The organism is Pseudomonas sp. BN417 (assembly GCF_029871205.1).
GTDB lineage: Bacteria > Pseudomonadota > Gammaproteobacteria > Pseudomonadales > Pseudomonadaceae > Metapseudomonas.
The window spans coordinates 100,595-114,037 of record NZ_SSOJ01000164.1 but is presented as its reverse complement, the minus strand read 5'-3'; the positions used below and the strand labels follow the sequence as shown (position 1 = coordinate 114,037).

Genomic DNA, 13,443 nt, shown 5'->3' with positions numbered 1-13,443 from the left:
GTCGCCCGGCTATCTGTGGGATCGAATTCATTCGCGAATGAATTCGATCCCACAAGCGGTCACAGACAGCCCCCCGGCCATCCGCTACCTTTTCCCCATCACGCCAAGGAGGTCTGCATGTTCGAATCCGCCGAAATCGGCCATTCAATCGACAAGGAAACCTATGAAAAGGCCCTGCTGGAATTGCGCGAGGCCCTGCTGGAGGCACAGTTCGAGCTGAAGCAGAAGGCGCGCTTCCCGGTGCTCGTCCTGATCAACGGCATCGAGGGGGCCGGCAAGGGCGAGACGGTCAAGCTGCTCAATGAGTGGATGGACCCGCGGCTGATCAATGTCGAGAGCTTCCTGCGCCCCTCGGACGAGGAGCTGGCGCGGCCGTCGCAGTGGCGTTTCTGGCGCCGGCTGCCGCCGAAGGGAAAAATCGGCATCTTCTTCGGCAACTGGTACAGCCAGATGCTCCATGCGCGGGTCGAGGGTGATATCAAGGACGCCAAGCTGGAGCAGGCGATATCCGCGGTGGAGGGCCTCGAGCGGATGCTTTGCGACGAGGGCGCCTTGCTCTTCAAGTTCTGGTTCCACCTCTCCAAGAAGCAGCTCAAGGAACGCCTCAAGACCCTGGAGAAGGACCCCCGGCGCAGCTGGCAGCTCAACCCGTTGGACTGGAAACAGAGCGAGGTCTACGACCGCTTCGTGTATTACGGCGAGCGGGTGCTGCGCCGCACCAGCCGTGACTATGCGCCCTGGTACGTGATCGAGGGGGCCGACGAGCGCTACCGCAGCCTGACCGTTGGCCGCATCCTCCTCGAAGGCCTGCAGGCGGCGCTCAAGGTCGAGGACCGGCCGCGCCTGCAACCCCACGCGGCGCCCCTGGTCTCCAGCCTGGACAATCGTGGCCTGCTCGACAGCCTCGATCTCAGCCTCAAGCTCGACAAGGACGAGTACAAGGAGCAGCTGGCCACCGAGCAGGCGCGGCTCAACGGCCTGATGCGCGACAAGCGCATGCGCGGCCATGCGCTGATGGTGGTGTTCGAAGGCAACGACGCCGCCGGCAAGGGCGGCGCCATCCGCCGCGTCACCGGGGCGCTGGACCCGCGGCAGTACCACATAGTGCCGATCGCCGCGCCCACCGAAGAAGAGCGCGCGCAGCCCTACCTCTGGCGTTTCTGGCGACACGTGCCGGGGCGCGGCCGCTTCACCATCTTCGACCGTTCCTGGTACGGCCGCGTGCTGGTGGAGCGGGTGGAGGGCTTCTGTTCGCAGGCCGACTGGCTGAGGGCCTACAGCGAGATCAATGACTTCGAGGAGCAGTTGCACGACCACGGCATAGTGGTCGTGAAGTTCTGGCTGTCCATCGACAAGGAGACCCAGATGCAGCGCTTCAAGGAGCGCGAGTCGATCGCTTTCAAGCGCTACAAGATCACCGATGAAGACTGGCGTAACCGCGACAAGTGGGACCTCTACGTGGACGCCGTGGGCGACATGGTAGACCGCACCAGCACTGCGATCGCGCCCTGGACCCTGGTGGAGGCCAACGACAAGCGCTACGCCCGGGTCAAGGTGCTGCGCACCATCAACGAAGCCCTGGAGAAGGCGTTCGCGAAGGACTGAACAGGATGGGCGCGCATACGCGGGATGAATGATCGTGGTGGGCGAGTATGGGCCGGAACTATGCTCACTCCAGCTCCCATCCCAACCAGAACGAGGTGCGTCATGCGTGAAGTGGTGATAGTCGACAGCGTCCGGACCGGCCTGGCCAAGTCCTTCCGTGGCAAGTTCAACATGACCCGGCCGGACGACATGGCCGCTCACTGCGTGAACGCGCTGCTGGCGCGCAATGACCTGGACCCGTTGCTGGTGGACGACTGCGTGGTCGGCGCCGGCTCCAACGAAGGCGCCCAGGGCCACAACATCGGCCGCAACGTGGCGGTGCTCTCGGGCCTGGGCGTCGGCGTCGCCGGCATGACCCTGAACCGCTACTGCTCCTCGGGCCTGCAGGCCATCGCCATCGCCGCCAACCAGATCGCTTCCGGCTGCAGCGACGTGATGGTGGCCGGCGGCGTCGAGTCCATCACCCTGACCCTGAAGAGCATCAACCAGGACAACTTCGTCAATCCGCGGCTCAAGCTCGAACACCCCGGCATCTACTACCCCATGGGTCAGACCGCCGAGATCGTCGCGCGTCGCTATGGCGTCAGCCGCGAAGCCCAGGACCTCTACGCCCTGCAGAGCCAGCAGCGCACCGCCCGCGCCCAGGCCGCGGGCCTGTTCGATGACGAAATCGTGCCGATGAGCGTGAAGTACTTCGTCGAAGACAAGGCCACCGGCGAGAAGCGCATCGTGGAAGGCGTGGTCGAGCGCGACGACTGCAACCGCGCCGACACCACCCTGGAGGGCCTGGCGTCCCTCAAGCCAGTGTTTTCCGAGGACGGCTCGGTCACCGCCGGCAACTCCTCGCAGCTGTCCGACGGCGCCTCCATGACCCTGCTGATGAGCCTGGACAAGGCGCTGGAACTGGGTCTGAAACCCAAGGCATTCTTCCGTGGCTTCGCCGTGGCCGGCTGCGAGCCGGACGAGATGGGCATCGGCCCGGTGTTCTCGGTGCCGAAGCTGCTCAAGGTCAAGGGCCTCACCGTCGACGACATCGACCTCTGGGAGCTGAACGAGGCCTTCGCCTCCCAGTGCCTCTATGCCCGTGATCGCCTGGGTATCGACAACGAGAAGTACAACGTCAACGGCGGATCCATCTCCATCGGCCACCCCTTCGGCATGACCGGCTCGCGCCAGGTCGGCCACCTGGTGCGCGAACTGCAGCGCCAGGGCAAGCGCTTCGGCATCGTCACCATGTGCGTCGGCGGCGGCATGGGCGCCACCGGCCTGTTCGAGGCCTATCGCTGAAGGCAGGAGCCGCTCGCGCAAGGTTCGAAAGCTGTTGTGGGGGCGAATTCATTCGCTGTGGGCAGCGCAGCTGCCCCCTTCGACGCAGCAGGGCGAACCTGCGGTCCGCATAGCGATTGAAATCGCCCCCACAGTCACAGCGGATCATCCCCTTGGAAAAGAAAAACCCGCGCCTGGCGCGGGTTCTTTCTTTTTTTGGGGGCTTCATCGGCCCCGTAAGGCGAGTATGCCTTCGTACTGTTTCATGCGACGGATGTAGTAGGCGATTTCCCGTTCCGTATCCACGCGGGTGAAGTAGGGGCCCTCCAAGGTGCCCTCCCGGGTGGAGAAGAAGTATTGCCCGTTCACGGCGCTGACACGCTCACTGCGATAGTGGGTGCCTGACGCCATGTCGGACGCGCGTCGACCGAACATCGGACCACCTCCGTTACCCATTGGCTATTTGAGTCTAACCAGCGCTGCCAGCCTTGCGCCGGGGCTCGACAAGCGGCCGTCGGGGCGACAGGTACAGTTGCGCCACCGACAGGTTCGAAACTGTTCCTGTGCCCATGGCCTGTCCACTCCTAGAATGGCGTTCTTTGCCTGGCGCGCCGCCGCCCGGTCTTCCCCGCAGAGGCACCTCATGCATATCTCCTCCGGCCGTTGGCTCTATGGCCTGTTCCTCGCCCTGGTCACGGCCGTGCTCTGGGGGGTGTTGCCCATCTGGCTGAAAGAAGTGCTGCAGACCATGGACCCGGTGACCGTCACCTGGTACCGGCTGGTCGTGGCCGGCTCGCTGCTGTTCCTCTACCTGGGCGCCAACCGCCGGCTGCCGGCGTTGCGCCCGCTGGGTGCGCGCGGCGGCTGGCTGCTGGCGCTGGCGGTGGGGGGACTCACCGGCAACTATGTGTTCTACCTGATGGGCCTGAACATGCTCAGCCCCGGTACCACTCAACTGGTGATCCAGGTAGCGCCCATCCTCTTCCTGGTGAGCAGCCTGTTCATCTTCAAGGAAAGCTTCAGCCTCGGGCAGGCCTTCGGCCTCGTGGTGATGGTCCTGGGCTTCGGCCTGTTCTTCAACCAGCGCCTGGAGGAGCTGCTCACCTCCATGAGCCAGTACACCCTGGGGGTGCTGATCATCCTGCTGTCTGCCTTCGTCTGGACCTTCTACGGCCTGGCGCAGAAGCAGCTGTTGACGCATTGGAGTTCGGCCCAGGTGATGATGGTGATCTACCTCGGTTGCGCCGCGCTGCTGACACCCTGGGCCCATCCCATGCAAACGCTCGAACTGAGCCCGTTGCAGAGCTGGCTGTTGCTTGCCTGCTGCCTGAATACCCTGGTGGCCTACGGCGCCTTCGCCGAGGCGCTGGCGCACTGGGAAGCCTCGCGCGTCAGCGCGACCCTCGCCATCACCCCGTTGGTGACCTTCGCCAGCGTGGCCTTTTGCGCCAGCATCTGGCCGGACCATGTGCAGCCGGAGGAGATCAACTGGATCGCCTACGGCGGTGCGGTATTCGTCGTGCTGGGTTCGGCCCTTACCGCCCTGGCGCCGTCGCTGATGCGTAGCTGGCGGGCACGGCGCGAGGCGGCATTGATAGGCGGTGAGTGACCAACGTTTGCCGGGGAGTCCGCTGTTGGGCTTCGCTTCGCTCTGCCCAACCTACGAGAGCTGTGCGGGTGGCTGGATGCCTGTAGGTTGTGGCTGAGCTACGCGAAGCCCAACGTTTACCGGCTCAAGAGCGCTAGCATCGGGTGCCGAGAGTTTCGGCCTTGCGCAGCCAGGTCTGGCGCTGTTCCTCGGAGGATGGACGCACCGGCGAGAACTCGGTCAGGCGGCGGGTCTTGATGCCGCAGAAGCCGAGTATGGTGCGCACCATCTGGCGATGCGCCGGGGCGCCATAGATCCAGCGGAAGTACCAGGGCGGGGTGTCCAGGGTCACCAGCAGATCCGCGGTGCGCCCGGTCAGCAGCTTGTCCCAGGCCTGGGACTGGCCGCGATAGCGGAAGGCGAAGCCGGGCAGGAACACGCGGTCGAAGAAACCCTTGAGCAGCGCCGGCAGGCCGCCCCACCAGACCGGATAGATGAACACCAGGTGCTCCGCCCAGTGGATCTGCCGCTGGGCTTCGAGCAGATCCGGCTCCAGGTTCTGGCTCTGGTCGTAGCCTTCGCGCAGGACCGGGTCGAACTGCATTTCGCCGAGCTTGAGCAGGCGGACCACGTGGCCTTCGCTGCGCGCGCCCTGGGCGAAGGCATCGCTCAGGGCATGGCACAGGCTGCCGCCCTTGGGGGTGCCGAGAATCATCAGGATGCGTTTGCCATCGCCTTCCAGCGGGGTGGCGCCGTGCTTCGCACCGTCAGCCATTTTGACCGGCCCCCAGCATGGTTTCCGGGCGGACCCAGGCGTCGAACTCTTCCTCCGTCAGGTAACCCAGGGCCAGGGCCGACTCGCGCAGGGTGGTGCCTTCGGCGTAGGCCTTCTTGGCGATCTGCGCGGCCTTGTCGTAGCCGATATGCGGGTTGAGGGCGGTGACCAGCATCAGGCCGCGCTCGAGGTGCTCGGCCATGCGCGCGGCATCCGGCTGCATGCCGGCCACGCAATGCTGCTGGAAGTTGCGGCAGCCGTCGCCGAGCAGGAGGATGGACTGCAGCAGGTTGTGCACGATGACTGGCTTGAACACGTTCAGCTGCAGGTGCCCCTGACTGGCGGCGAAGCCGATCGTGGTGTCGTTGCCCATGACCTGGCAGGCCAGCATCGACAGGGCCTCGCACTGGGTAGGGTTGACCTTGCCGGGCATGATCGAGCTGCCCGGCTCGTTGGCCGGCAGCCGCACCTCGGCCAGGCCGCCACGCGGGCCGGAGCCCAGCAGGCGCAGGTCATTGGCGATCTTCATCAGGGCCACAGCCAGGGTCTTGAGGGCGCCGGAGAGGTTCACCAGGGGTTCGTGGCCGGCCAGTGCGGCGAACTTGTTCGGCGCCGAGACGAAGTTCAGTCCGGAGAGCGCCGCCAGCTCGGCGGCCATGGCTTCGGCGAAATCGTGCGGGGCGTTGAGGCCGGTGCCCACCGCGGTACCGCCCTGGGCCAGCTGCAGGACCATCGGCAGCGCGCTGCGCAAGGCCTTGTCGGCGTAATCCAGCTGGGCGACAAAGGCGGACAGCTCCTGGCCGAAGGTGATGGGCGTGGCGTCCATCATGTGGGTCCGGCCGGTCTTCACCAGATGGGCGTGGCGAGCCGACTGCTCGGCCAGGCCGCCGGAGAGTTCGGCAATGGCCGGCAGCAGTTCGTGCTGTACCGCCTTGGCGATGGCGATGTGCATCGCGGTGGGGAAGCAGTCGTTCGAGCTCTGGGCGAAGTTCACATGGTCGTTGGGGTGGACCGGGCTCTTGCCGCCACGGTTGCCGGTGGCCACTTCGTTGGCGCGGCCGGCGATCACCTCGTTGACGTTCATGTTGGTCTGGGTGCCGCTGCCGGTCTGCCAGACCACCAGGGGGAACTGGTTGTCGTGCTTGCCGGCCAGTACTTCGTCGGCGGCCTGCTCGATCAGCCGGGCGACGTCAGGCGGCAGGTCGCCATTGCGGCCGTTGACCCGCGCGGCGGCCTTCTTGATCAGGGCCAGGGCGTGCACCACGGCCAACGGCATGCGCTCGCTGCCTATCGCGAAGTTTTCCAGCGAGCGTTGCGTCTGGGCTCCCCAGTACGCGTCCTCGGCGACCTCCACGGGTCCCAGGCTGTCGGTTTCTGTGCGGCTCATTTGGATCGGCTCCGGCTATTGATTCCGCAGTTTAGGCCCTATCCCCGGCACTCGGTTCAACCGTTCGGGCAATTACCAGCGCGCATGGGTCGCGCCCACCCAGCCGACAGCGCTGTTCACCGGCACACGGTCGCCGTCCGGGCTGCGCAGCACCCCGTCGAAGTGGCCGAACCATTGCCGGGTATCGGCATGGATCGGGCCGACGCGCGGGCAGGCCTGGTGCAACTGCCGGGGGGTGAAGTTGAGCTCCACCCGGCGGCAGGGCGTGCTCAATCGCCAGGGCGCGAGTGGGCTATTGGGGGCCTGTTCGATCTGTACCGGGCGGTCCAGTTTGGACAGCTTGCCGCCGAACCACAGGGCGTTCTCGGTCAGGCCGCTGGCGTCGGTCCAGCCGGCGCCGAAGTTGGCCGCGATGCCGCCCGGGGCGGCGAAGGCGGCGCGGGTCCAGTGGCTGTTCCACGGCCAGACGCCGCGGCCGAAGTCCAGCGCGGCGAAGCTCTGCCCGGTGGGGCAGTCGTAATGCCGGTCGCCCAGTTGCACGCCACCGCTGGCGGGAAGGCCCATATGCCGGCTGCAGGCATGGAAGCAGCGGCCCGGGAGGGGCGCCACCAGGTTCACCGAGTCGAGGTGGCTGGGGCGCAGGACATCGAGCGCGACCTGTAGCGGCTGGCCGCCGATATCCGGCGCCATCACGCAGAGGCGCAGGCGGCCGGGGTGTGCCTCGGCGAGGATTTGCAGGCGCGGGTGGTGGAATTCGTGGCTTTCCAGCAGCGTGTCCGGCAATTGGCAACCGCGGGCGAACGGGCGCAACTGGGTATGGGCGACGGCCTGGCCGCTGTCGAGGTCAAGGAAGTAAGCGGCGCCGTAGCCCAGGTAGTCGAGGTCGGCGATGGTCAGCGAGAGCATCCAGCGCGGGGTGGTGATGCACCAGTGGTTCCAGCGCTTGCGCCGGCCGAAGTGGCCGGGGATGGCATAGTCCAGCCGGGGGCGGCTGGACCAGCCGACGGCCGCCGGCAAGAGCTTGCCGTGGGCGTCGCAGAGGGCGGAAACCGCCGGCGGCAGGGAGGAGATATGGCTATTCATCGAGCACGTCCATGTATGTGCGGAGCCCGGGAGCTGTGGGAAGCCGGCTACAACCTCACCGGAAACTCCGCCGATGGGCACGATAAATTCTCAAACCGGCACAGCATGCCCAGCGGCTCGAAGCATGGGCAAGTGATGGCATTTTGACAACTGTTTCGTGGAGTGCGCTATCGCACATTTTCGCCTCGGTGGTGTCGAAAAAAGCCGCCGCTTGAGCCCAATATCGCCTTGAGCGCAGAATGACCAACCCCGGGGCAACCCCCAGTTCCCTGCCCAGACAAGGATTCCCAATGACCAAGCTTCGCGTTCTCTGCACCGCCGTACTGCTGGCTTGCGCCAGTGGCCAGGTCCTGGCCGATGCCGCCAGCCACGCTGCCGATGCCGAGCGCTTCCTCAAGCTCGCCCGTGCCGACAAACTCACCGTTCCGGTCTACGCCCAGGTCCAGCAGATGTTCGAGCAGCGCTTCGAGCAGACCAAGGCGCCGGCTGCCAAGAAAGCCACCCTGGAGAGCTACCAGGCCAAGGCCAATGCGGCCCTGGACAAGGCCGTCGGCTGGGACAAGCTGAAACCGGAACTGGTGAAGATCTACACCAGCAATTTCACCGAGAGCGAGCTCAAGGAACTGATCGCCTTCTATGAGTCCCCCCTGGGCAAGAAGGTGCTGGAAAAGATGCCGGCCCTGACCCAGCAGTCCGCCCAGCTGACCCAGAGCCGCCTGGAAGGCGCGGTGCCCGAGGTCAACAAGCTGCTCAGCGACATGACCAGCGAGCTGGCGCCCCAGGACAAGAAGAAGCCCTGAGCGGAGTGACCCGATGTCCAAGCGAGACCACATCCTGACCGCCCTGGCGGCCCTCGAGCCCCAGCACCTCGACGTGCTGGACGAGAGCCATATGCACAGCCGCGGCCTGGAAACCCACTACAAGGCGGTGATCGTCAGCCCGGTGTTCGCCGGGTTGAACGCCGTCAAGCGTCACCAGAAGGTCTACGCCAGCCTGGGCGAGCTGATGGGGCAGGTCCACGCCCTGGCGCTGCACACCTACACGCCCGAGGAATGGGCGGAGCAGGGCGCCGCGCCGGATTCGCCGACCTGCAAGGGCGGCAGCAAGCACGACCACTAGTCCCTGAGACCATTTCACGCAGCCAAGGCGCTGCAGCTTTTTGGTAGACTTCGCACCGCGCCGGCCCAGCCGGCGCAGTCGTTTCTATCACCCGGTCCGCCCTTTACGCGGGCGACCACTGGAGGAAGTACCCGCATGACCCAGATCGTTGTTGCGGCGCTGTACAAGTTCGTCACCCTGAAGGACTACGTCGCGCTGCGCGAACCCCTGCTCAAGACCCTGCTGGACAACGGCGTCAAAGGCACCCTGCTGCTGGCCGAGGAAGGCATCAATGGCACCGTGTCCGGCACCCGTGAAGGCATCGACGCGCTGCTCGACTGGCTCAAGGTCGACCCGCGCCTGGCCGACCTCGACCACAAGGAATCCTATTGTGACGAGCAGCCGTTCTACCGCACCAAGGTCAAGCTGAAGAAAGAGATCGTCACCCTTGGCGTGCCGGGCGTGGACCCGAACCAGCAGGTCGGCACCTATGTCGAGCCGATGGACTGGAACGCCCTGATCAGCGATCCCGAAGTCCTGCTGATCGACACCCGCAACGACTATGAAGTGGCCATTGGCACCTTCGAGGGTGCCGTCGATCCAAAGACCAGGTCCTTTCGCGATTTTCCCGAGTACATCGAGGCCCACTACGACCCGGCCGTGCACAAGAAGGTGGCGATGTTCTGCACCGGCGGCATCCGCTGCGAGAAGGCTTCCAGCTACATGCTCGGCCAGGGTTTCGAGGAGGTTTTCCACCTCAAGGGCGGCATCCTCAAGTACCTGGAGGAAGTGCCCCAGGAAGAAACCCTCTGGCGCGGTGACTGCTTCGTCTTCGACAACCGCGTGACTGTGCGCCACGATCTGACGGAAGGGGACTTCGACCAGTGCCATGCCTGCCGTAACCCCATCTCGGTGGAGGAGCGCCAGTCGGAGCACTACGCACCGGGCATCAGTTGCCCGCACTGCTGGGACAGCCTGAGCGAGAAGACCCGCGCCGGCGCCCGCGAGCGGCAGAAGCAGATCGAGCTGGCCAAGGCCCGCAACCAGCCCCATCCGATCGGCCGTGACCCGCGCCAAGCAATGGAGAATTGAGTGTGTCCAAGGCCCGCCTGCTCTATGTGATGGACCCCCTGTGTTCCTGGTGCTGGGGCTTCGCCCCGGTGGTCGAAGCCCTGGCCTCGCAAGCCGCGGCCGCCGGCGCGCCGCTGCACCTGGTGGCGGGCGGTCTGCGCACCGGGCAGGGCGCGGCGCTGGACGGCCACACCAGGCGCTACATCCTCGAGCATTGGCAGGCGGTCAACCGGGCCACCGGACAACCTTTCCGCTTCGACGGCGCGCTCCCCGAGGGGTTCGTCTACGACACCGAGCCCGCCTGCCGCGCCCTGGTGGTGGCCCGCGGGCTCGCCCCGGAACTGGCCTGGCCGCTGGTCAGGCTGATCCAGCACGCCTTCTATGCCGAGGGTCGTGACGTAACCCAGGCCGCCACCCTGGTGGCGCTGGCGGAGCAGGCCGGTATTCCGCGCATCGAGTTCGCCGACGCCTTCGACGGCGCCGCCGCCCATGAGGCGACGGCCGCCGACTTCACCTGGGTGCAGGATCTGGGCATCGCCGGTTTTCCCACCTTGCTGGCCGAGCGCGACGGTCAGCTGGCGTTGCTGACCAACGGCTACCAGCCGCTGGACGAGTTGGCGCCGCTGCTGGGCCGCTGGCTGGTGCGGGGTTGCCATGCCTGATCGCTTGAGCTGGGCGGAAATCCGCCGTCTGGCCTTGCGCCACAAGAAGGCTCTCTGGCTGGCCAACTTCGCCGCTGTGCTGGCCACGCTCTGCAGCGTGCCCATCCCGCTGCTGCTGCCCCTACTGGTGGACGAAGTGCTGCTGCAGCGGGGCGACGCCGCACTGCGCTTCATGGATCACTTCCTGCCCCAGCCCTGGGAGAATGCAGTCGGCTATATCGGCCTGATGCTGGTGACCACGCTGCTGTTGCGCGGTATGGCCCTGGTGTTCAACGTCCTGCAGGCGCGGCTGTTCGCGCGGCTGGCCAAGGACATCGTCTATCGCATCCGCATCCGCCTGATCGAGCGCTTGAAGCGCATTTCCCTGGGCGAGTACGAAAGCCTGGGGAGCGGCACCGTCACCGCCCACCTGGTGACCGACCTGGACACTCTCGACAAGTTCGTCGGCGAGACCCTGAGCCGCTTCCTGGTGGCCGTGCTCACCCTCACCGGCACGGCGGCCATCCTGGTCTGGATGCACTGGCAGCTGGCCCTGCTGATCCTGCTGTTCAACCCGCTGGTGATCTACTCCACGGTGCAGCTGGGCAAGCGGATCAAGCACCTGAAGAAGCTGGAGAACGACAGCACGTCCCGCTTCACCCAGGCGCTGACGGAAACCCTGGAAGCCATCCAGGAAGTGCGTACCAGCAACCGCCAGGGCTTCTTCTTCGGCCGCCTCGGCCAGCGTGCCCAGGAAGTCCGCGACTACGCCGTGGCGTCCCAATGGAAGAGCGACGCAGCGGGGCGCACCAGCGGCCTGCTGTTCCAGTTCGGCATCGACTTCTTTCGCGCCGCGGCCATGCTCACGGTGCTGTTCTCCGACCTCTCCATTGGCCAGATGCTGGCGGTGTTCAGCTACCTCTGGTTCATGATCGGCCCGGTGGAGCAACTGCTGGGCCTGCAGTATTCCTACTATGCCGCCGGCGCCGCCCTGGGCCGGATCAACGAGCTGCTGGAGCGCGCCGACGAACCCCAGTACAAGCCCAGCGTCGACCCGTTCAAGGGTCGCGAAACCGTCGGCATCGAGGTCAAGGGCCTGCGCTTCGCCTATGCCGAGGAGCCGGTGCTGGACGGCCTCAACCTGTCCATCGCACCCGGCGAGAAGGTGGCCATTGTCGGCGCCAGCGGCGGTGGCAAGAGCACCCTGGTGCAGCTGCTGCTGGGGCTCTATCGTGCCCAGGCGGGCAGCATCCGCTATGGCGGTTGCCGGCTGGAGGAGATCGGCCTGGCCGAGGTGCGCGACAACGTCGCCGTGGTCCTGCAGCATCCGGCCCTGTTCAACGACAGCGTGCGCGCGAACTTGACCATGGGGCGCGAACGCAGTGACGACGCCTGCTGGCGCGCCCTGGAGATCGCCCAGCTGGCCGACACCATCCGCAGCCTGCCGAACGGCCTGGACAGCGTGGTCGGCCGTTCCGGGGTGCGTCTTTCCGGCGGCCAGCGGCAACGCCTGGCCATCGCGCGCATGGTGCTGGCCGAGCCCAAGGTGGTGATCCTCGACGAAGCCACCTCGGCCCTTGATGCCGCCACCGAATACGCCCTGCACCAGGCCCTGGGGACCTTCCTCAATGGCCGCACCACCCTGATCATCGCCCACCGCCTTTCGGCGGTTAAGCAGGCGGACCGGGTACTGGTCTTCGATGGCGGGCATATCGCCGAAGACGGTGACCACCAGCAGCTGATCGCCGAAGGCGGTCTCTACGCCAAGCTCTACGGGCACCTGCAGCAGGGCTAGCGAGCACACGCAGGATCGGTGGAGCGATACCCATCATTTTCCGGGCCTGGTGCGGGACGAGACCGTAGGGTGCGCCATGCGCACGGCGACCGAGTGATGCCCTGGCGAAGGTGTCGGTTTGCAGCCCGAATCGGTGCGCGCAGCGCACCCTACGGGGGGAGTCTCCACGTAGGGCGCCATTTGTCAGCCGTACTTCACCGCTTCGAGGAAGACGATGCGCTGGCCGATATCGTGGAACACCCGCGCCGAGGCGATCTGGTTGTAGTCGATGCCGTCCAGCAGGCCAAGCATCTGCGCGTCGAGGCGGTAACGCGGGCGCCAGTCCAGCAGCCCTTCGAGGAAGGTGATGGCGGCGATGCCGGGGCGGAAGTTGGCCAGCAGCAGACGGCCGCCCGGGCGCACGGCGCGGAACAACTGGTAGACCAGGCGTTCGCAGCGGCGGTCGTCCAGCAGTTCGGTCACCCCGGCCGAATACACCAGGTCGTAGCCGTTTAAGTCGTACTGGCCCGCCAGGAGCTGCTCCAGGCTGCCCTGGAGGGTCGTCACACCCAGCGCAGCGTAGCTGCTGCGCACCGTTTCCAGGCGTGCCCGATCATCGTCGAACACCAGCATCTCGCCGTAGCGCCCGTTGCGCAGTTCGCGGGCCAGCTCGGCCTCGCGAAAGTGGCCGCCGGCGATGCACAACATGCGGGCGCCCTTGCCGGCCTGCTGGCAGGTTTCATCCAGGGCGCGGGCGAGCATCCGGCGCCGGCAGCGCAGGGCCCGGGCCGCCTGCGCGCTGGTGGCTAGGTCGAAGAGCTGATCGATGCGCTCCTCGGGCAGGTCGCGCAGGGCGTCGGATTCCACGCCGTACAGGTAGTCCAGCAGCAGGGCGTTGCCGCAGCGCAGACCAGGGCTGGGCAGTTTTCGTGTGGGGAAAGGCAGGATATTGCTCTGTGGTGGTTCCGCTTTCCTGACGGGCGGGGGCTTGTCGAGCATGAAACGCTCACGCTCGGCCCTGATGCGCGCCAGTTCCTGACTGAGTTCTTGTTGTACCTCGAGGCTTTTCCGCAACTCTTCCGGTTCGCTGATTTCTTCCACAGGCCACCTCCGATGGCTAGGCGTGGACTCCTCGACCCGTCACGCGGGATGCAG

General features: G+C 66.0%; 13 protein-coding genes. 8 read left to right on the top strand and 5 right to left on the bottom strand.

Features of this window, described 5'->3' with window-relative positions; genetic code table 11:
* The first annotated feature begins 117 nt into the window (after nt 1–117).
* Both pap and E8F11_RS29245 read left to right on the top strand, forming a co-directional pair.
* Nucleotides 118–1,605, top strand: coding sequence for a polyphosphate:AMP phosphotransferase (gene pap, locus E8F11_RS29250; protein WP_280292413.1), 1,488 nt, complete (start codon nt 118–120; stop codon nt 1,603–1,605).
* A gap of 102 nt (nt 1,606–1,707) precedes the next feature.
* Nucleotides 1,708–2,892: a thiolase family protein gene (locus E8F11_RS29245; protein ID WP_280292412.1), complete on the top strand. Its 1,185-nt coding sequence runs from the start codon at nt 1,708–1,710 to the stop codon at nt 2,890–2,892.
* A gap of 204 nt (nt 2,893–3,096) precedes the next feature.
* Here the strand turns inward: E8F11_RS29245 and E8F11_RS29240 are convergent, their stop codons facing one another.
* Nucleotides 3,097–3,306, bottom strand: coding sequence for a DUF6316 family protein (locus E8F11_RS29240; RefSeq protein ID WP_280292411.1), 210 nt, complete (start codon nt 3,304–3,306; stop codon nt 3,097–3,099).
* A gap of 208 nt (nt 3,307–3,514) precedes the next feature.
* Between E8F11_RS29240 and E8F11_RS29235 the strand changes: the two genes are divergently transcribed.
* Nucleotides 3,515–4,480, top strand: coding sequence for a DMT family transporter (locus E8F11_RS29235; protein WP_280292410.1), 966 nt, complete (start codon nt 3,515–3,517; stop codon nt 4,478–4,480).
* 133 nt (nt 4,481–4,613) lie between these two features.
* Here the strand turns inward: E8F11_RS29235 and E8F11_RS29230 are convergent, their stop codons facing one another.
* The 3 genes from E8F11_RS29230 to E8F11_RS29220 all read right to left on the bottom strand — a co-directional run bounded on the left by E8F11_RS29230 (nt 4,614) and on the right by E8F11_RS29220 (nt 7,704).
* On the bottom strand, nt 4,614–5,234 hold the full coding sequence (locus tag E8F11_RS29230; protein ID WP_280292409.1) for an NAD(P)H-dependent oxidoreductase: 621 nt from the start codon (nt 5,232–5,234) through the stop codon (nt 4,614–4,616).
* A complete protein-coding gene (locus E8F11_RS29225; RefSeq protein WP_280292408.1) occupies nt 5,227–6,621 on the bottom strand; it encodes a class II fumarate hydratase in 1,395 nt (464 codons plus the stop codon). Before E8F11_RS29225 ends, E8F11_RS29230 begins: the two co-directional genes overlap by 8 nt.
* Nucleotides 6,622–6,693: 72 nt before the next feature.
* Nucleotides 6,694–7,704, bottom strand: a complete 1,011-nt coding sequence (locus E8F11_RS29220; protein ID WP_280292407.1) for a DUF2804 domain-containing protein — start codon at nt 7,702–7,704, stop codon at nt 6,694–6,696.
* Nucleotides 7,705–7,994: 290 nt separating this feature from the next.
* On the opposite strand from E8F11_RS29220, the gene E8F11_RS29215 reads away from it, so the two are divergent.
* From E8F11_RS29215 to E8F11_RS29195, 5 genes are all read left to right on the top strand, one after another.
* The gene (locus tag E8F11_RS29215; RefSeq protein ID WP_280292406.1) at nt 7,995–8,504 is read left to right on the top strand and encodes a DUF2059 domain-containing protein; all 510 of its coding nucleotides are present in this window, start codon (nt 7,995–7,997) and stop codon (nt 8,502–8,504) included.
* Between the two features lie 13 nt (nt 8,505–8,517).
* A complete protein-coding gene (locus E8F11_RS29210) occupies nt 8,518–8,823 on the top strand; it encodes a BolA family protein (RefSeq protein WP_280292405.1) in 306 nt (101 codons plus the stop codon).
* A 135-nt stretch (nt 8,824–8,958) separates the two neighbouring features.
* Nucleotides 8,959–9,894, top strand: a complete 936-nt coding sequence (locus E8F11_RS29205) for a rhodanese-related sulfurtransferase (RefSeq protein WP_280292404.1) — start codon at nt 8,959–8,961, stop codon at nt 9,892–9,894.
* 38 nt (nt 9,895–9,932) lie between these two features.
* Complete coding sequence (locus tag E8F11_RS29200; protein WP_280292457.1) at nt 9,933–10,535, top strand: DsbA family protein; 603 nt, start codon at nt 9,933–9,935, stop codon at nt 10,533–10,535.
* The gene (locus E8F11_RS29195) at nt 10,528–12,309 is read left to right on the top strand and encodes an ABC transporter ATP-binding protein (RefSeq protein ID WP_280292403.1); all 1,782 of its coding nucleotides are present in this window, start codon (nt 10,528–10,530) and stop codon (nt 12,307–12,309) included. Before E8F11_RS29200 ends, E8F11_RS29195 begins: the two co-directional genes overlap by 8 nt.
* A 183-nt stretch (nt 12,310–12,492) precedes the next feature.
* Here E8F11_RS29195 and E8F11_RS29190 read toward each other — a convergent pair whose 3' ends face one another.
* Complete coding sequence (locus tag E8F11_RS29190; RefSeq protein WP_280292402.1) at nt 12,493–13,389, bottom strand: class I SAM-dependent methyltransferase; 897 nt, start codon at nt 13,387–13,389, stop codon at nt 12,493–12,495.
* Nucleotides 13,390–13,443 lie beyond the last annotated feature (54 nt).